We start from the raw sequence: 18358 nt of genomic DNA on the forward strand, positions 1-18358 counted from the left end.
GCCGGTGGCTTCTCACGCCGCGGCACGGGCCCACTCCTTCCGGCGCCGGCGCCGGGCCTGCACGGGTCGCGGACGCGTCCGCGAACGGGAGATCCGGACGTGCCCGGCCCGGATCGCGCCGCCGGCGACGGCCGTGCGCGCCCGGGGCCCGCGCACCTCGTGCCGGAACATCTCGACGACCTGACCGAGCGGGCGCTCGTAGTCGATCTTCTTGCCGAGGAACCGCGTGACGACGACGGTGATCACCAGCGCCCACGCGACGGAGAAGAAGTCGAGCCCGATGCCGACCCGGCGCTGCACGAACATAACCAAGATCATTACCACGAGACCGACGCCGTAGCTCACGTACCGGGCACGCCAGGGGAAGGTGGCGCGCGGGGGCCCGAGCCAGACGGAGTCGACGCGGTACACCTCGTCGTCGGTACGGACGAGCACGGCGGTCAGCCCGTGATCAGCTTGGCGAGGAACGTGCCGATCTGGGGACCGTTGCCGGAGACCGCGATGCCCAGGGCGATCAGGCCCACGATCAGACCCACGCTGCGACGCGCGACACCGGCGTTGTCGCCGCGTCCGCCGATCCACAGCAGGATGATCGCGATGCCCAGCAGGACGAGCGGGATGACGTTGTCCTGGATCCAACCCTGGAGACCGCGCGTGTTGAGATCCTGGGCGAGCATGAACGCCGGCTGCAGCAGGGCGTTCGGTGCGGCCACGACTGCTCCTCCTCATCATGTCCCCGTCCGGCGCCTGTCCAGCGGGCGTCGGACGAACCCGGGACAGGTGGACACATTCCACCGGACATACCCGGGCACCGAGTAGAGCACGGTGACCGGATCAATCCTAAGTCCGCGGCACCGTGTCGCCTCGCTTGCACCACTGACTGTTCACAGCTGCGAAGCGTCGTCGACTGAACGGCGCAGTCGAATCTCGGCTCAACCTGCGGCGCAGGGCGCGAAGGAGCTGATGAAATAGGTCTGTCCCGGCGGCGGCGCCTTCCCGATCTGCAGTACTCCCACTGTCGGACCACCGAGATCTGGCGACGCCCAGACGGTGCGGCAGCCGTCGACGGTCGCCCCACCTGCGGTGGCCGCGACCGGCGCGGCGAGCCCGCGCAACGGGGGAACGCGGGGCAGGGCCGAATGGAAGTGCGCCACGGCGCTCGCGCAGTCCGGCGTGCCGGCCACGGTCGCGAACTGATTCCGCGCGGGTTCGGCGAGCAGTCCGCACACCCCCACGACATCGCCCTGGCCGATGCCTTCCACCAGAGCCGAAAGAACACGGTCGGGCGACCGCTCGCCGAGCTGACTCATGTTCTCCTGGCTCCGCTGCGCTTCCTGCGCGGCCCTTTCCTGCGCCACGCGATAGCGATCCACACCCCATCCGGTTCCGGCCACCAGGCACAGCACGGCCCCCACGGCCGCGAGCCGCCACCAGGGCCACTGCACCAGGCCCGCCAGGAGCACACCGAGGCTCGCCGCCAGTGCCCAGTCCCACGGGCCGGTGGCGAGCATCAGCCCGATCACCACGGCCAGCCCGGCCACATGGCCCGCCCATCCGTGGAGCAGCCGGTCCAGCCGCAGCAGGGCGATCAGCACGAGCACGACGAGCCCGGCCAGCCACGGGATCCAGAACCATCCCGCGAACGGCCACAGCAGCAGTGCGGCCACGAGGATCGCCAGACCGGTGGCCCCCTGGCGCGTGCGGGTCAGGCGACGCCAGCGGTGGGCAGGCGTCTCCGGCGGCGTCGGCTCGCCCGGAGGCGGTCCGGTCGGAGGGTCGACCGTGTACACGTCCTCGGGGCGCACGTCCTCGGGCCGGGCGATCGGGTTGCGCGGCCGCACGGCAGGCAGCCAGGACTGCCCGGAAGGGGGCGGAGTGCTGCGGCGCGGGTCCATCGTCGGGCGAGGCTACCGGCGCCACCTGCTCCGGACGCGCGTTCAGGACCGCCGCGTGTCGGCCCGGTGGAAGTTGAGGTGCGCCCGCGACGGCGTGGGGCCGCGCTGCCCCTGGTAGCGGGATCCGACGCCCTGGCTCCCGTAGGGCCGCTCGGCGGGCGTCGACAGCCGGAACAGGCACAGCTGCCCGATCTTCATCCCTGGCCAGAGCGTGATCGGCAGGTTGGCGACGTTCGACAGCTCGAGGGTGATGTGCCCGGTGAACCCGGGGTCGATGAACCCCGCGGTGGAGTGGGTGAGCAGCCCGAGCCGGCCCAAACTCGAGTTGTGGGTGGGGATGAAGGTCCTGCCCGCCAGGAACATCCCGTCGGGCGCACCGACCTGGATGCATCGCACCGGGTAGGAGGCCACCGCCCGGACGTCGACGACGGCCCGGTGCCGATGGGACGTTCCCGTCTTCAGCCGCGCGAGCTTGCGGGCCAGGCGGAACACGGGGATTCGGGGGCTGAACTTCACCTGGTAGGCGACACCGTGCTCGATCCCGCGGAACTTCACCGTCTTTTTCCGCTTGACCGGCCGAAGTCCGAGGCTCGCCGCCAGCTCGACGACGGCGTCCGACAGGCACTCCCGGATGCTGACGAACTCGCACCGGCCGAACTCGTCGACGTATCCGTCGGAATCCATCAGGCCCTGCAGCAGCGCCAACCTCTGGTGCTCGGCCGCCCGGAGGTAGCGACCGGGGACGTGGACACGGCCCTCATGCCGATGCGAGAGGCCGCCGATTCGATAGGCACAAGGACCGGTCGCCTTCCAGACCCGACACCCGGCCGCCCGGATCTCGTCCAGTATCTGCTCGTCGCGGTGGCCCACGGTCACTTCGGCTTTGGTGCTCGTACCGTCGCCGAGCCAGATGCCGAGAACGTACGGGTCGACCGGCAACGGCTGCTCCGGGTACTGCACAGCGTTGCCGAGCTCCACGTGATGGTTCCACTCCGACCCGGCCCGCAATGTCGCGGCGATCTCGGTCGTGGTGACGATCCGCGACGGGTTGCCGTGCTTGCGCGCCGACTTCGTCGTCGTCCGCCACAGGTGAGCAGCATCCGCGATGATCGTCTGACCGTCGGAGAAGCAGACTTCGTAGCAGGGCCGGCCGCTCATGATCTCGGTGGCGGCCACGACCGGAGTCGGACGTCCATCCACCCCGAACACGAGATCACCGACCCGGAGCGATCCCATGGTCCGCCACCCGGCGACGGTCGCAACCGGAGTTCCGATGGCGAGGGCCTTCCCCTCCAGCCGGCCCGCGAGATCGTCCGGCAGCCCGACCTTCTCGAACGTCGACCCCAGCACGAACTCGCCCGGGTGCAGGACGAACGGGTCGTCGCCGTCGGGCTCGACCTGCGTCGTCAGCTCGTCCTGCTGCTGCATCGGGTCGATGTGGGTGTAGCGGGAGTTCTGGAAGACGCGGAAGAAGCGGTCGAGCCGGACGTCCACGCTGGAGGGCTGCAGCATGGCCGGATCCCAGGGGTCGAGCACCAGCCGCCCGGCCTCGAGCTCCTTGCGCAGATCGACGTCCGAGAGCAGCACGGCGACACCCTAACCGGAGCCGGAATTGTCACTCGCGTTCGTCGCCTGCGCGGAGTCGAGCTGCGGCGAGGGCGTGAGCCCGAACATCCACGCCACCGCCTGTTCGACCCGCAGCGCCTCCAGCCCGTCGGACGGCAGCGGAGCCGGACCCGGAGCGACGGCGAGCACCTGCCGGACGGTGTCCATCACCGCGGGGCTGAGGATGCTGCGGATCGAGTCGCCGGGCTGAGCGACGTGCGGGCCGTCGACGAGGACGGCAGGCGTGCCGAGCCCCGGTGCGTCCGCCACCAGCTCGGGGTCGTCCGAGACGAGCACCGTGCTCGCCGTGATCAGCCCGAGCATCTCCGACGCCGGCACCGTGCGGACCACGACCGCGCGGTCGTGCACGGCCAACGAGTGCGCGGCTCCGTGCGCGGCGAGCCGGCCGAAGACGACGAGCTCGATATCCGGCTCGCGCTCCAGCAGCTCCGGGAGGCTCGCGAGGACGCCCAGGGAGTCGGGCCGGTCCAGACCGGCCACGACCAGGCGCGTCCCGCGCGTCCGCACCCGCCGGACGAGGCCGGCGAAGCGGAGGTCCGCGGGCTGGGGGTTCGCGGCCATCGTGTCGCCGACGGGGATCGAGTTGGGCCCGATCGGGCTGCCGAGCGCCGCGCCACCGGTGGTGAGGAACAGCGAGGCCAGCTGGCCGATCACCCGGCGGTTCGCCTCCTGGGGGAACGGGCAGAGCAGGTCGTCGGTCGCGACCCCGGCCTGCAGGTGGACCACGGGGATCTGCCGCCAGAAGGCGACCTGGGCGGCAACGACGGCGGTCATCCCTCCGCCGTGCACCATGATCGCCGAGGGGTCGAGGTCGACGAGCAGGTCGTCGAGCCGGGTCATCAGCACGGCAGCGACGTTCGCGGGGTTCGGGCCGAGCGGCTCGCGCAGCAGCACCGTGACGTCGACGGGGACCCCGAGCGCCTCGTACGCCTCGTGCACGGACATGGGGTCGCAGCCCGTCGCGATGGTGACGGCGCGGATGCGGTCGACGGACTCGAAGGCGCGGGCGACGGGGGCGAGACGCGCTACTTCCGGGCGGCTACCGGCCACGAGCAGGATGTCGTGGTCGTAGTCGTCCTCCACGTCCAGCGAGTCCTCGGGGGGCTCGTCGAACTCGGTCATGGCGGTGCCCTTCGTTGCCGGGGAGCCCGGCCAGTGTGCAGTTCCGACCATCGGAAGTCGACTGTGAGTGTGACGGACGGTTCACAGGAAGCTCTCAGCGGCTGCCCCGACCAGGGGATCAAGCGCCGATGTCGATCACGCGGAGTGAGCGTGATAGCCTCGGACTGCACCACGCGGATGTAGTTCAATGGTAGAACATCAGCTTCCCAAGCTGAATACGCGGGTTCGATTCCCGTCATCCGCTCCATAAAAGAAGGCCCAGGTCAGAGGCGATTCGCCGGACCTGGGCCTTTGTCTTTCCCGGCGATCAGCCGCCGTGCGACGACCAGAAGTCGTGGAGCACGGCCGCTGCCCGCTTCGGGTCCTGGACCATCCACCAGTGGCCGAGTCCGTCGAGCACGGCGACCTCCGCGCCCGCTCGGGCGGCGGCCCGGCGCCGCATCTCGTCGGTGCCGACATTGCGGTCTTCCGTCGCGAGCACGGCCAGGCCGGGACGGGCTGCCGCAGCCGGGAGGTTCTCACCGAGGCGCGCCATTGTCGGCTGCGCCGCGTCGCGGTACAGACCCAGGATGCAGCGGGCCATCGTCGCGTCGTAGCCCCGCGCCATCTGCTCGCCGACCGCCCGGGCCAGCCCGCGCGACTCCATGTCGTCGAGCCGCGACGACGGGTCGTCCACCATTGCGGCGACGGCCTCCTCACCCTTCCCCCGCGTCTGCCAGCCCTGGGCGAGCGGGTGCCAGACGTAGTCGGGGTCGAAGCAGCCCAGCAGGTCGGACACCCAGCTGCGCAGCAGGTCCGGTCGGGTCATCGCCACGTTCAGCGCGTGCCCGCCGCCCCAGTCGTGGCCCACGAGGTCGACAGGCTCGCCGATCGCCTCCAGCTCGCTGACCAGCCAACGCCGGTACTCCTCGACGGTGGCGGTCCAGCCGTCCGGCGCGGGCGCACCCCACCCGGGCGGCGACAGCCGGACGACGTCGGGCAGGCCGAGCTCGGCGAGCAGTGGGCTCCACACCGCGTCGGTCTCGGGGTTCCCGTGCACCATCACCACCGGCATGCCGCCCGACCCTACTGAACGACCGGAGCCCGTGCCCGGCCGTACAACTCGGCGAGAAGCCCCACCACGTCGCGGGTGGCCGGATGCGGGTCGTCGCGCCGCCACACGAGCCGCACGGGTACGGGTGAGGCGTCGCGGACCCGGCGGAACACGACGCCGTCGCGCCGGTCCTGGCTCAGCGTGCTCTCGGCGGTGACGCCGACGCAGCGCCCGGTGGCGATCACGGCCAGCCAGTCGTCGACGTCGTGGATCTCCTCGACGGCGGGGCGGCCCTCGAGTGGCCAGAGGTCGAGGGTGGTCGTGCCGGTGCGGGGATCGACGGCCAGTACGCGGTCGGCGAGGTCGGCCAGCCGCAGGTACCGGCGCCGGGCCGGCGGATCGTCCGCGGCGAGCGCGCAGTACCGCGACTCGAGTCCGACGAGGGCGCCGTCGATCCGGCCGTGGCCACCTCTCGCCTCCCGGACGAGGTCGTCGACCTCGGCGAGTACCCGACGGGCACGGGCGAGCACCCGCTCGCCGGCCGCGGTGAGCACGAACTCCCGGCTGGTGCGGCGCAGCAGCCGCACCCCGAGCGCGTCCTCGAGCGCCGCGAGCGTGCGCGACACCGCGGGCTGCGAGAGCCCGAGCTCGGCGGCGGCACCAGTGAAGCCCGAGGCGTCGACGATCGCCAGCACCCGCAGGTGACGCAGCTCGACGTCCATGCGTCACGCGTATAGCTGTACCACGACATGCATTTTGTGAATGCTTCCCCTGCCTGCATCCTGGGCCAATGCAGACCGGCACCCGACCTCGTCCCGCCGCTCCCGCCGTCGTCGCGGACGGCCGGGCCACCGGTCGCCGGGGTCGGGCCGTGGGGATGGCCTTGATGCTCAGCAGCTCGCTCGGCAGCCAGACCGGCGCCGCCATCGGGGCGTTGGCCTTCCCGGTGATCGGGCCGGTCGGGGTCGTCGCGGTGCGCCAGTGGGTGGCCGGGGTGATCCTCCTCGTGGTGGGCCGCCCACGCCTGCGGTCGTTCACCCGGCAGCAGTGGTTGCCGGTACTGGGGCTCGCCGCGGTGTTCGCGACCATGAACGTCTCGCTGTACACGGCGATCGACCGGGTCGGTCTCGGCCTGGCCGTGACGCTGGAGTTCCTCGGACCGCTGAGCGTCGCCCTCATCGGTGCCTGGACCGTCACGCCCCCCGGCTTCCGACGGCGCATCACCCTGGCCTGCGCGCTGCTCGCCGGCGTCGGCGTGGTCGTGCTCACCCGGCCGCAACCGACCACCGACTACCTCGGCGTCGCGCTGGGGATGCTCGCCGCGCTGTGCTGGGCCTGCTACATCCTGCTCAACCGCACGCTCGGACGCCGCCTGCCCGGCGTGGAGGGGGCGGCCGCAGCGGGTGCGCTGTCCGCGCTGGTGTACGTGCCGGTCGGGATCGTCGTCCTGCTCGCCCACCCCCCGACGACCGCGGCGCTGGTCTACGCGCTCGCGGCGGGCGTGCTGTCGTCGGTGGTGCCGTTCCTCGCCGACCTGCTCGCGCTACGCCGGGTGCGCGCGCACTCGTTCGGGATCTTCATGAGCCTCAGCCCGGTGTTCGCGGCGACCATCGGCGCGGCCGTCCTCGGCGAGATGCTGGCCGCGGCCGACTGGCTCGCCATCGGGCTCATCGTCTCGGCGAACGCCGTCGCCGTGTTCGTCACCTCGACCACCGCATCGCGCGACGCAGTGGTCGTCCCGGCCTGACCGCGTTCGACGATCAGTCGCGGGCCGGGAAGGAGTGGTGCTCGTGCGTCACCACCCACCGCCCGTCCACCTTGCGCAGGCCGACCGTCACACGCAGGCGGTGGTCGGGGTGCTCGGCCAGCTCGTCCGGCATGCCGCACCGCAGCAGCGCGTACGCGAACGCCACGTCGGTGCCGGCGGTGACGGTCAGGTCGACGATCTCGAACCTCGCTCCGCTGCGCAGCCACTCGAAGAACGGCGGCCAGGACTCGCGGTAGGCGACGAGGCCGCGCACACCGTCGTCCGGGGGCGGCACGTCGAACATGACGATGTCCGGCGAATGGTCCGCGAGCACGGCGTCCAGGTCACCGTCGCGGATGGCTTTCGCCCAGCCTTGGATGAGCGTGCTGATCGTGGCCTCGTCGGACATGTGCTCCTCCTCGTGACGATGTCCGGGGTAGGACCTGCCGCGGCAGCGCAACTCATCGTCGTGACGCGACGACCAGCTCCGCGAGGTAGCGCTTCACCACCCTGCCGCTGTAACGCGCGTCGATCAACCCGTCGATGCAGTCGAGGAGGTCGTCGGCAGCGCGAGGTGGTCCGAGTAGGTGAGCAGCAGCGCGCGGTGGGTCGCCGTGGAGTCCCACAGCCCTAGCGCTCGCGACCCCGTCGAACGTCGCCCGCAGACGGTTGCGGCGGGCGACGTCGTCCATGGGGACGAGGCTCAGACGATGCGGTCCGGGAGCTCGGTGGGGCGCTGCTTCGGCATCTCGAAGAAGCCGCTCATCAGGCCGCCCGGCAGCTGCGCGGCCGGGTCGAACCGGGTGGCCCGGTGCTCCTCGAGCTTGCGGCGCGGGGCCTCGGAGACCAGCACGGCCACCACGACGAGAGCGACGGCGACGAACGCCGGAACACCGATGAGCAGTACCGGCCAGCCGAAGAACAGATACGCGACGACCAGCGCCGCCAACCCCATGCCGACTACCGCTGTTCCCAACCGCGCCACCGCGGACCCCTCTTCATTTCGTTCCGAGCAGGGCCGGCGTCCTGCCTGCCGGTCCACGCCCATCCATCGCCGTAGCGGGTGAAAACGTGACAGCGGGTTGGCCACCGTTCGGGTGGATCTTGCCGGACCCTCCGAAGGGGTCACACGACGGGTGGGGCAGCGACCGATGCCTCGCGCGGAGTCACCATGACGGGCGCCGCAGCCTCGGCGCGGACGCCGCCCGCCCGCGACGGCACACGGGTCGGGAGGTCGCTCGATTCAGGAATCGTGGGCGGAGTCGTGGTCACCGACGGCCGGCTGCCGGCCGGGCGCTCCTTCACGGGGCGGACCGCCGTGGTCCGCGGCGGGTCGAGGTCCATCTCCGCGCGGACACCGGCGACGGGAGCCGGAACCACGGCGGACCGCTCGCTGCCCACGGGGATGGGAACCGCGGTCTGGTGGGTGCCGTCGACGGCCGTGGGGTCCAACGGCGGGTCCAGCGGGCCGTCGGGGCGGAACAGCGCCACGAGGACGAGTGCGGCGACGATCACGGCGCCCACGCCGACGAGCATCCGGGGCAGGCTGCGCCGAGGGCCCGGGATGGTGGGGTCGAGGACCGCCGAGTTCCGGACGCGGCCGGAGGGGCGTCCGGCCGGCTGTGCGGGAGCCGCGGGTTCCACGGGCGTGGCGACGGAGGTGATCCGGGTCGTGGGCACGTCCATCATCGGCAGAGCGAAGACGAGGGTCGGTGCGTCGGCGCCGGGGTCGGCGGACACCTCGCCCGACTGAACGGTCTCCTCAACGGCCGTCTCCTCAGCGGCCGCTTCCTCAACGGCCGCTTCCTCCGCGGCCGACTCCTCCGCGTCGTCCGCCTCGCTGTCGGGCGAGGTCACGGCGAGGGGAGCGGAGACCGCCAGCACAGGCGCGGGCTCGTCCACGCCGACCGTGGCGAGCGCCAGCACGGCACCGCGCGCGACCAGGTCCGGGTCGGTGTGCACCGTCGGGACGCAGCCGAGCTGCGCCGTCACCGCCCGCTCCACCAGCGGGATCCGAGCCGAACCGCCGACCAGCAGCAGCGCCGCGAGGTCGCCCGGCTCCAGCCCCGCCGAGGCGATCGTGCGATCCAGGGCGTCCACCGTCCGGTCGACGTGGGGTGCGATCAGTCCCTCGAACGTCGCGCGCTCCAGCCGGACGGCACCGCGGAACTCTCCCCGCCGGATCCGCACGACGACCTCGGGCTCGGAGCTGAGCGTCTCCTTCGCGAGGGTGCAGGCGCGCCGGACCCGGGCCACCGGCTGCACGTCGTCGGGCAGCGACGTCCGGACGTGCTGCCAGACGAGCTCGTCGATGTCGAGACCGCCGAGATCGGCGATCGCCTCGGGGACGCCCAGCACCGCGAACCCGTCGCCGGACGCGCCGCCCCGGCGCAGCACGGCGGCGTCCGACCGGCCGCCGCCGACGTCGAAGACCGCCAACGCGTCGCCCGGTGCCGTCCCGGCCGCCACGGCGTGGGCCGCTGCACGCGGCTCCGCGACGAAGGTGACACCCAGACCGTGACCCGCGAGCGCGGCGGCGAGCCGCTCAAGCGTGTGCGCCGACCAGGTCGCCGGGTGCGCGAGGGCGATCCGGGCGGGCGCCTCGCCTTCGCGCTCCGCGACCCGGTCGACCACCCACCGCAGCAGCCGCGCCGACAGCTCCTCGGCCGACCACGGGTGGCCGCCGAGCATCACCGGCTCCGGGTCTCCCACCCGACGCTTCAGACCACGGACGACCCGGGTGGGGTCGATCCCGGCGAGGCCGGCGGCGGCCTCCCCGACGGTCACGCGCTCGTCCCGCGCGAGGTGCAGCACCGACGGCACACCGTCGCGCCCACCCAAGGGCACGACCTCGGTGTCACCGGGCCCTTCGGCGCGGCGCACGGCCGCCGCGGTGAAGGTTGTTCCGAAGTCGATGCCGAGCTGGTAGCTCACCGCACTCCCCCGCCGCCGCCGAGTCCGACCCCGACATGTCCGTGCTCGCCGAGGTGGCGGCACGACCCGTCAACGACGCATGGCGCGTTCAGGTCACGCCGGGCAAACCACTCGAAGGGGCGACGCTCCGACGAACGTGCCGACTCGCGCTGACGAAGGTGCCGACTCGCGGGGAGTTCGGGCGGCTACGGGGTGAGCAGGCGCTGCCAGATCTCGGGGGTGACGACGTCGGGCACGGGCTTGTTGCGGCCGCGTAGGAGCACCTCGACGGCCCGCTGCGCCTCACCGCCCTCACCCGCCCGCACCGGCCGGGCCAGCGCCGGCCACGTCTCTCCGCCGATCATCCCGTTGGGTCCGTCCCCGCTGTCCAGGTCGGGATCGTCGCGGCCGAAGCCGCGCTCGGCCTGGAAGGCGCGCACGGCGTCGGCGAGCTCCCGGGTGAACCGCCCGTCCGGCACGATCCCTGGAACGCCCGCCGCGCGCAGCAGGTGCTGGGCGGCGAGCACGCGCTGCCCGCGGTCGGCGATGCGCAGCAGCGGCCACGCGACCGGGTCGACCGTCGCCTTCTTGAGCTTCTGCCCGAGCAACCCCGCGACCTCGGAGCGCAGGCGTGGGAGCGCGGCGTAGAGCTTGTCGCCGGGGCAGGCGGTGTCCTTGAAGTCGCGGTGGCCGAAGATCTGGGTGGGCCGGATGCGGTACTGCCCACAGAGGTAGGCGCACAGCGACCGCAGCTTCTCCCACAACACACCCGGCGGGTTCACCGCGGTGTAGGTCCCCTCGTTCTCGATCCCGATCGCGACGACGTTCTGTCCCGTGCAGTGCGCGCCCTCGACCTGCCACCGCCCGACGCGCACGAACTCCAAGCTGCGGTGGCGCCCTTCGAGCACGATGCCGCCCCGGCTCACCGTGAAGTGCTGGCCGGTGTCGGGCCAGCCCCGGCGGTCCATGTGGAAGTTCTGGATCGAGCGCGCGAGCCGGACCGCGGCGTCGCGGGTGGTCACCTTGGCGTTCGGCGTGGCCGTGTGGTGCACGAGGATCTTCACGGGCCGCCGGTCGTAGACCGGCAGCACACCGCGGTTCCGCCGCGACCCCCACCCGTCGCAACTGATGATCGTCGGGCCGTCGATCGCCCACGCCTCGTCGAGGCCGAGACCCCCCGCCAAAAACCCGCCACCCGCGAGGGTGAGGCCTCCGAGCAGCAACCCTCGGCGTGACAACGGCCCCACGCGTACCTCCCAGCGTCCCCACCCCTGACGGGGTCGACGCAGGATCACCGGCGAGGGCCGTCCCCCACACCGTCGACGGCCGCAACAACTCGAACGTGGGCCGCCCGATGGAGTGCTTGCCGAAGTTACCGGCCGGTAATACCCTCTTGTTACCGGTGGGTAGCCAAAAGGCGGTGGCGGCGATGGGGCACTTCCGCAGTGATCTGCGCGACCTGGAGTTCGATCTCTTCGAGGTCTTCCGCGTGCACGACCGGCCGATCACTGAAGGCGTCGACACCGACCTCGACACCCTGCGCGACCTGCTGCGCGAGCTGAACCGCCTCGCCACCGGCCCACTGGCCGAGGGCTACGCCGACGCCGACCGCGAACCGCCGGTGTTCGACCCCGCGACGCACACCGTGACGCTCCCCGAGTCCGTGAAGCAGGCCTACCGGCTGCTGTGGGAGGGCGAGTGGTGGCGGCTGGGCCTGCCGACGGAGCTGGGCGGGCTCGGCGTCCCCGCGACCGTGCAGTGGGCCGCAGCCGAGCTGATCCTCGGCGCCAATCCCGCGGTGTATCTCTACCTCGGCGGTCCGCGGTTCGCGGCGATCGTGCACCGGCTCGGCACCCCGGAGCAGCAGCGGTGGGCCGAGCTGATGATCAAGCGCGGCTGGGCTTCGACGATGGTGCTCACCGAGCCGGACGCCGGGTCGGACGTCGGCGCGGGCCGGACGCGGGCGATCGCCCAGCCCGACGGCACCTGGCACCTCGACGGCGTGAAACGGTTCATCACCTCCGCCGAGCACGACCTGACCGAGAACATCGTGCACCTCGTGCTGGCCCGCCCCGAGGGCCCGGGAACCGCCCCGCAGCCCGGCACGAAGGGGCTGTCGCTGTTCCTGGTGCCGAAGTTCCGGTTCGACCCGGCGACGGGCGAACTGCGCGGGCGCAACGGCGCGTTCGTCACGAACGTCGAGCACAAGATGGGCCTGAAGGCCTCTGCGACATGCGAGCTCACCTTCGGCCAGCACGGCGTGCCCGCGGTGGGCCACCTGCTCGGCGAGGCGCACGACGGCATCGCGCAGATGTTCGAGGTGATCGAGTACGCCCGGATGATGGTGGGCACGAAAGCGATCGCCACTCTCTCCGCCGGCTACCGGACTGCGCTGGCGTACGCGACGGAGCGCGTGCAGGGCCCGGACCTCACGCAGGCGGCCGACAAGGCCGCCCCCCGGGTGACGATCATCCACCACGCGGACGTGCGCCGGATGCTCATGCTGCAGAAGGCCTACGCCGAGGGCCTGCGGGCGCTCTACCTCTACACGGCCACGCAGCAGGACACCGTCCGCGCAAGCGGGCCGGACGCGCGGCTCGCGGCCGCCGTCAACGACCTGCTGCTACCGATCGTCAAGGGGGTCGGCAGCGAGCGGGCGTCGGAGATGCTGGTGCTCTCGCTGCAGGTCCTCGGCGGCTCCGGCTACCTGCAGGACTACCCGGTCGAGCAGTACATCCGCGACGCGAAGATCGACTCGTTGTACGAGGGCACCACCGCGATCCAGTCGCTGGACCTGCTGTTCCGCAAGATCGTCCGCGACCACGGACGCGCGCTCGGACACGTCGTCGAGCAGATCGGCGGGTTCCTGGCCGAGGAGGGCGGCAACGGCCGGCTCAAGGAGGAGCGGGCGCTGCTCGCCACGGCCCTCGCGGACGTCCGCGGCATGCTGAGCGTGCTCACCGGGCACGTCGCCGCCTCCGCCCGCGAGCCGGCGCGGGTGCACCGGGCGGGCCAGCACAGCGTCCGGCTGCTGATGGCGCTGGGCGACCTGCTGATCGGTTGGCTGCTGCTGCGCCGGGCGCAGGTCGCCCTCGAGGTGCTGGACGCGGGAACCGCCCGCGACAAGGCCTTCTACGACGGCAAGGTGGCGGTGGCGCGGTTCTTCGCGACGACTCGGCTGCCGCTGCTCACGGCCGAGCGCACGATCATCGAGCACACCGACGACGCGCTGATGGAGCTCGACGAGGCGGCCTTCTGAGGATCAGCCCGAGATGTACGACGTGAGCTGCTCGCGCTCGCGCTCGAGCTGGTCGATGCGGGTCTTCACGAGGTCGCCGATGCTGACGATCCCGATCAGGCCGCTGTCGTCGCAGACGGGGAGGTGGCGGATCCGGCGGTCGGTCATCACCCGGGCCAGATCTGCGGCGCGGTCGCGCGGCGAGCAGGTCACGACGTCCGCGCTCATGATGTCGGCGACCCTGCTGTCGAGCAGGTCCCCGCCGCGTTCGTGGAGCTGCCGGACGACGTCGCGCTCGGAGACGATCCCCACCAGACGCCCGTCGTCGACCACGGGAAGGGCTCCGACGTTGTATTGCGCGAGCAGGCCGAGCAGCTCTCTCACCGTCGCCGACGGCGCCGTCGTGGCCAGCTCGGAACCGGCGATCTTCCCCCGCAACACGTCCGCGATCAGCATGTCTGCCCTCGATCCCCGCCGTTGGGTGGTGGTCGAAGGCTAAGTGGACCGGGGCCGGGTCGGGAAGACCCGGCGCTCGTCCGGACCAGCCGGTTCCCCCTAGTCCGACCCGCAGGTCACGATGGGTGAGGGGTTGTACTTGGTGGTCCGCTTCTCCGTCTTGACCGCACCGGTCTTGACGTCGCGCAGGGTCCGGGTGTCGGTCACCGTGAACCCGGGAGCCCCCTGGCTGGGGGCGCAGGGCTGGCCGGCGGGGATGTCGACCTTGGTCGGCTCGGTCGGGTTGGTCCGCGGGCCCGTCGACGACGTCACGTCGAAGCGCTTCGTCCCGTACAGCCGCACCGTGAGCGACGACGGCGTCCAGGCCGTCTGGATCATGATGCCCGTCGGGTTGTCGTTGCGGAACTTCATGTCGATCGCGCCCTCGAACACCGTCGCTTCACGCCCCGGGGGGTAGCGGCTGATGTAGAAGCTGTGCGGCTTGTGCGTGACGTCCGTCATCCCCGAGAAGTAGGCCGCGTTGTAGAGCGTGGTCGCGACCTGCGAGACGCCGCCGCCGACGCCCCGGGAGGCGTGGCCCTCGGAGATGATGCCGGCCTCGACGTAGCCGTTGGCCGCGTTTCGTGGCTCCGTGGCTGCATTCAGGCTGAACGTCTCGCCCGGCTTCACGATCATCCCGTTGATGACCTCGGCGGCGCGCTTGATGTTGCGGCCCGAGTCCTGCGCGAAGCCCCTGGTCGTGAACTCCCCGATCACGCCGACGATCCCGAGCCCCTTGAGCTGCTCGGTGGTGAGCTTGGCGGGCTGTGAGGCGTAGACGGCGGTGATCTTCCGCTCGTCGCCGGTCTTGGTCAGCACCGCGAGCAGATCCTTGAGCGTGGCCTCGTAGTCCACCCCACGGCCGTCCTGCGACGGCGTCACGACCGGGCGCCCGCCGACGAAGTTCAGCGTCGCGTCGCGGCCGGGCTGCTCGGAGGAGGCGAGCTGGGGGTCGAGGGCCTTCTCGACGACCTCCTTGTTCAGCTCGGCGATGAGCCCCTGGTCAACGTCGGCGCGGAAGGACAGCGCCGACGCGATGACCTCGGGGCTGATCGTGCCCGTGACGTTCTCCCCGTCGACGACGACGGGCCCGGACACCGCCGGGGTCGCGAGGTCGGTGAGCGCCTTCGTGACGTCGTCCTGCGAGGTGACGGGGTGCAGAACTGTGATCGGCAGCTCGACCCGCTGCCCGCTGGTCCAGTCGCGCTCGAGGGTCTGCTTCGCCCCCGCCAGGTCGAGGTCCTGCCCGTCGACGGGCGGAACCGGCACGGGCGTCACGCCCTCGAAGCGGACCGTGCCCTCCACGGGCTGCTTGCTCACCACCGGCGCGAGCTGCTGCAGCGCGGAGTCGAGGGCCTCGTCGTCGACGAGGGTGGCGACGCCGACCTCGCGCGTGGTGAAGAACGACCGCAGGCGGGTGATCGGGTTGAGCGGTTGCGAGCCGGCACGGTCGATCGTGCCCGACCAGTCGACGATCAGGCCTGCCGTCTTCGGATCGATCTCGCTGGTGACGTCACCGACGGCGACGGCGACGGGCAGGTCCGTCCGCGGCTCGACGGCGGCGCGCACCCGCTGCTCCGCCTCGGTGTGGCTCAGGCCGCCGATCTGCTGGCCGGCGACGCTGACCCCGCGCGGCACGGTCCCCGAGCTGCTGACCAGGTCGACGGCGTAGAGCAGCACGAGCAGGCCGACGACGGAGATGCCCGTGAGCAGGAGTGCGCGGCGGCGCGGACGCCCGGAAGCGCCGACGACCGGGATCAGCTCGGTCGGCGGCTCGTCGCCGGGTCCGGCGAGCCTGGAGGGATCACCTTGCGGCGGCTGCGGCGCAGAGGAGTTCGACGCAGAGGAGTTCGACGCAGAGGAGTTCGACGCAGAGCTCGACGCAGAGCTCGACGCAGAGGAATCCGTCACGGGGGCATGCGACGCGACGGGATGGGGCGTCGGGGAGTGGGCGATCGGTGACTCCGGATTCAGGGCCTCGCGGGAGATGATCTCCGTGGTCGCGGCCGCTCCGGCCGGAACGGCTCCGACGGCCTCCTCGACCGCACCGCTGCGCGGGATGACCTCGGTGGCGCCGGCGACCGCCGGGTCGTGCGGCGGGGCGACACCGTCAGCCTCGGGGGAAGCCGGCGAGGGCTCGGCGGACGATTCCGGTTGCGCGGAGTCGCTCGCCAGGTCGTCGGGGGCGGGCGGCGCGGGGTGGTCGAACAACGAGTGCGCGCCGGACCCGTTCCCGGTCACCTCGCCGGACCCGACAGCGTCGGATCGCCTCGCGTCCGACCCCTCGGTGTCGGGCTCCTCCGCGTCGGACCCCATGGTGTCGGACGAGGTCTGCCGCTCGGGCATGCGTACGTCTCTTCCCCTCGACTCTGCCTGGCTCATATCCGGGTGGCGTGAGCGCCCGTCACAGGTAGAGGCCCGTGCCGTGCTCGGTGCGCTCGGTGGCGACGGCGTGCAGCTCCCGCTCGCGCATCACGAGGTAGGTGCTTCCCTGCACCTCGACCTCGTACTGCTCCTCGCGGCCGAACAGGACGCGGTCGCCCACCTTGACGGTGCGCACGTTCTGGCCGACCCCGTAGACCTCGCCCCAGATCAGACGCTTGGCGACTTCGGCGGTTGCCGGGATCACGATCCCGGCGCTGCTGCGCCGCTCGCCGTTACCGTCCGTGACCCGAACCATGACGCGGTCATGCAGCATCTGGATCTGGAGCTTCGGGTCCTGCACCGGGTCGATCCTACGGGGCGTCACCCCGGGCCCACGGGGACACCTCCGCCGGCGCCGTCGAGCACCCCCGGAGTCCGGACATGGATGACCCCGCGGGGCTGGCAGGTCGGGGGTCCGACAGCACCGCGGGGCTGACCGTGATGTCGTCGCCGCCCTACTGTTCGTTACCTCTCGGCACGCCCAGGCATCGTTCCACTCGAACGGAGCAGTAGTGCAGGTTCAGGCGCCGTTCGCGAGCAGGTAGCGGCCGAAGTGCGGCACCGTGAAGGCGATCTGGCCGCGCTGCGCGGAGAACACCAGGCCCTTTTTGAGCAGGCTGTCGCGTGCCGGGGAGAGCGACGATGCGCGCCGCTGCAGGTGATCGGCGACGCTCGAGGTGTTCACCGGCTCGTCGCGCCCCTCGGTGAGCTCCGCCATCCCGCGCAGGTACTCGCGTTCCGCCGGGGTCGCCCGCTCGTAGCGCGACCCGAAGAAGCCGACGGCCAACTCCGCCTCGGCCTCCGGGGCCGCCATCTTGACGTCCGCGGCGGTGATCGGACTGCGCACCGCGGCGTCCCAGGCGGCTTTACCGTAGGCCTGCACGAAGTAGGGGTAGCCGCCGGAGGCGTCGAACAACGCGTCCAGGGCGTCGGCGTCGAACGTGGCGTCTTCGCGCTCGGCGGGGGCGAGGAGGGCGAAGTCGGCGTCCTTGCGGTCGAGCTGCCCGATGCGGGAGTAGCGGAACAGCCTCTCGGAGTACGACTTCGACGCCGAGAGCACCGCGGGCAGGTGCGGCAGCCCGGCGCCCACCACCACGAGCGGGGCCCGCGACTGCGACAGCTCGTGGCACGCCGCGCACAGCGCCGAGATGTCGTCCGGGCGCAGGTCCTGCATCTCGTCGATGAGGATCGCAACGCCCGTGCCCACGTCGGCGGCCAGGCCTGCGACCTCGGTGAACAGCTCGACGAGGTCGATCTCGATGTCGCCGGAGTCGGCCCGGCCGCTGCGCGCCGCGACGTCGATCCCGGGCTGCCAGCGTTCGCGCAGCTTGGCGCCCTCCGCCGCGGAGCGCTGGGCGAACGCCTTGAGGATGCCGAGGACCTCGTCGACGCGCTCGCCGTCGTCGTGCCGCACGGCGAGGTCGCGGATCGCCCGGTGCAGAGCGGCGGACAGGGGACGGCGGAGCTCGGCGTCCGGCCGAGCTTCGATCTTCCCCGCACCCCACCCTGCACGGATCGCCATCGAGCGCAGCTCCCCGAGCAGGACGGTCTTCCCGACCCCGCGCAGCCCGGTCAGCACCAGACTCCGCTCGGGACGACCCCGGGCGACGCGCTCGAGCACGATCTCGAAGGCGTCGACCTCGCGGTCGCGGCCGGCCAGCTCCGGCGGGCGTTGACCAGCGCCGGGAGCGAACGGGTTGCGCACCGGGTCCATGCATCCGACGGTATCGGCGACTCTCGCCGAAACCGTAGAAGCGGCTAGCGAACGCGATGGCGTGTCGCGGATCGGGGCGTATCCGATGTTCTCGGCATCGCGCTAGAGAGCAATAGAGATACGCATCATCAGCGCGATCGGTGCGAGAAAC

At 71.9% G+C, this 18358-nt stretch carries 17 protein-coding genes, 1 tRNA gene and 3 pseudogenes; 3 read left to right on the plus strand and 18 right to left on the minus strand.

All coding sequences use genetic code 11. From position 1 onward, the window contains the following. Positions 1-12 precede the first annotated feature (12 nt). The 7 genes and pseudogenes from RM445_RS01585 to RM445_RS01615 form a co-directional block, all read right to left on the minus strand. Positions 13-435 (minus strand): hypothetical protein, encoded by a 423-nt coding sequence (locus RM445_RS01585; RefSeq protein ID WP_311554113.1) that lies wholly within the window; start codon positions 433-435, stop codon positions 13-15. 5 nt (positions 436-440) lie between these two features. Next, positions 441-677: a hypothetical protein gene (locus RM445_RS01590; RefSeq protein WP_311554385.1), complete on the minus strand. Its 237-nt coding sequence runs from the start codon at positions 675-677 to the stop codon at positions 441-443. Positions 678-932: 255 nt separating this feature from the next. Continuing rightward, positions 933-1895: a hypothetical protein gene (locus RM445_RS01595; RefSeq protein ID WP_311554114.1), complete on the minus strand. Its 963-nt coding sequence runs from the start codon at positions 1893-1895 to the stop codon at positions 933-935. Between the two features lie 42 nt (positions 1896-1937). Beyond that, a pseudogene (gene dcd, locus RM445_RS01600) lies at positions 1938-2252 on the minus strand (dCTP deaminase); the annotation flags it as partial. 159 nt (positions 2253-2411) lie between these two features. Continuing rightward, a pseudogene (locus tag RM445_RS01605) lies at positions 2412-3131 on the minus strand (LAGLIDADG family homing endonuclease); the annotation flags it as partial. Next, positions 3114-3482 (minus strand): annotated as a pseudogene (locus tag RM445_RS01610) (dCTP deaminase); the annotation flags it as partial. The pseudogenes RM445_RS01610 and RM445_RS01605, both read right to left, overlap by 18 nt. A 9-nt stretch (positions 3483-3491) precedes the next feature. Then, the gene (locus RM445_RS01615; protein ID WP_311554115.1) at positions 3492-4643 is read right to left on the minus strand and encodes a UDP-N-acetylglucosamine 2-epimerase; all 1152 of its coding nucleotides are present in this window, start codon (positions 4641-4643) and stop codon (positions 3492-3494) included. Positions 4644-4816: 173 nt separating this feature from the next. Between RM445_RS01615 and RM445_RS01620 the strand changes: the two genes are divergently transcribed. Then, a tRNA-Gly gene (locus tag RM445_RS01620) sits at positions 4817-4890 on the plus strand. A 60-nt stretch (positions 4891-4950) separates the two neighbouring features. Here RM445_RS01620 and RM445_RS01625 read toward each other — a convergent pair. Together RM445_RS01625 and RM445_RS01630 are read right to left on the minus strand one after the other, a co-directional pair. Next, on the minus strand, positions 4951-5697 hold the full coding sequence (locus tag RM445_RS01625) for an alpha/beta fold hydrolase (protein WP_311554116.1): 747 nt from the start codon (positions 5695-5697) through the stop codon (positions 4951-4953). 11 nt (positions 5698-5708) lie between these two features. Next, entirely contained in the window at positions 5709-6398 is a 690-nt protein-coding gene (locus tag RM445_RS01630) for a LysR family transcriptional regulator (RefSeq protein WP_311554117.1), read from the minus strand. Between the two features lie 68 nt (positions 6399-6466). Between RM445_RS01630 and RM445_RS01635 the strand changes: the two genes are divergently transcribed. Then, positions 6467-7423, plus strand: coding sequence for an EamA family transporter (locus RM445_RS01635; protein WP_311554118.1), 957 nt, complete (start codon positions 6467-6469; stop codon positions 7421-7423). A 13-nt stretch (positions 7424-7436) separates the two neighbouring features. Here RM445_RS01635 and RM445_RS01640 read toward each other — a convergent pair whose 3' ends face one another. The 5 genes from RM445_RS01640 to RM445_RS01660 all read right to left on the minus strand — a co-directional run bounded on the left by RM445_RS01640 (position 7437) and on the right by RM445_RS01660 (position 11583). Next, a complete protein-coding gene (locus RM445_RS01640; protein ID WP_311554119.1) occupies positions 7437-7832 on the minus strand; it encodes a nuclear transport factor 2 family protein in 396 nt (131 codons plus the stop codon). A gap of 52 nt (positions 7833-7884) precedes the next feature. Beyond that, positions 7885-8115: a hypothetical protein gene (locus RM445_RS01645; protein WP_311554120.1), complete on the minus strand. Its 231-nt coding sequence runs from the start codon at positions 8113-8115 to the stop codon at positions 7885-7887. Positions 8116-8126: 11 nt separating this feature from the next. Beyond that, positions 8127-8399, minus strand: a complete 273-nt coding sequence (locus RM445_RS01650) for a hypothetical protein (RefSeq protein ID WP_311554121.1) — start codon at positions 8397-8399, stop codon at positions 8127-8129. Between the two features lie 149 nt (positions 8400-8548). Further along, positions 8549-10357, minus strand: a complete 1809-nt coding sequence (locus RM445_RS01655; protein WP_311554122.1) for an Hsp70 family protein — start codon at positions 10355-10357, stop codon at positions 8549-8551. A gap of 185 nt (positions 10358-10542) precedes the next feature. Continuing rightward, positions 10543-11583, minus strand: coding sequence for a peptidoglycan recognition protein family protein (locus RM445_RS01660; RefSeq protein WP_311554123.1), 1041 nt, complete (start codon positions 11581-11583; stop codon positions 10543-10545). Positions 11584-11765: 182 nt separating this feature from the next. On the opposite strand from RM445_RS01660, the gene RM445_RS01665 reads away from it, so the two are divergent. After that, positions 11766-13595, plus strand: coding sequence for an acyl-CoA dehydrogenase (locus RM445_RS01665; RefSeq protein WP_311554386.1), 1830 nt, complete (start codon positions 11766-11768; stop codon positions 13593-13595). A gap of 3 nt (positions 13596-13598) precedes the next feature. Here the strand turns inward: RM445_RS01665 and RM445_RS01670 are convergent, their stop codons facing one another. The 4 genes from RM445_RS01670 to RM445_RS01685 form a co-directional block, all read right to left on the minus strand. After that, positions 13599-14030 carry a CBS domain-containing protein gene (locus tag RM445_RS01670; RefSeq protein ID WP_311554124.1) on the minus strand — a complete coding sequence of 144 codons (432 nt, stop codon included), beginning with the start codon at positions 14028-14030 and terminating at the stop codon, positions 13599-13601. Between the two features lie 99 nt (positions 14031-14129). Then, positions 14130-16415 (minus strand): VanW family protein, encoded by a 2286-nt coding sequence (locus RM445_RS01675; protein WP_311554125.1) that lies wholly within the window; start codon positions 16413-16415, stop codon positions 14130-14132. A gap of 58 nt (positions 16416-16473) precedes the next feature. Continuing rightward, the gene (locus tag RM445_RS01680) at positions 16474-16794 is read right to left on the minus strand and encodes a GroES family chaperonin (RefSeq protein WP_311554126.1); all 321 of its coding nucleotides are present in this window, start codon (positions 16792-16794) and stop codon (positions 16474-16476) included. Between the two features lie 219 nt (positions 16795-17013). Continuing rightward, entirely contained in the window at positions 17014-18207 is a 1194-nt protein-coding gene (locus tag RM445_RS01685; protein WP_311554127.1) for an ATP-binding protein, read from the minus strand. Between the last annotated feature and the right edge of the window lie 151 nt (positions 18208-18358).

Source organism: Pseudonocardia charpentierae, from assembly GCF_031845345.1.
Classification (GTDB): Bacteria; Actinomycetota; Actinomycetes; order Mycobacteriales; family Pseudonocardiaceae; genus Pseudonocardia; species Pseudonocardia charpentierae.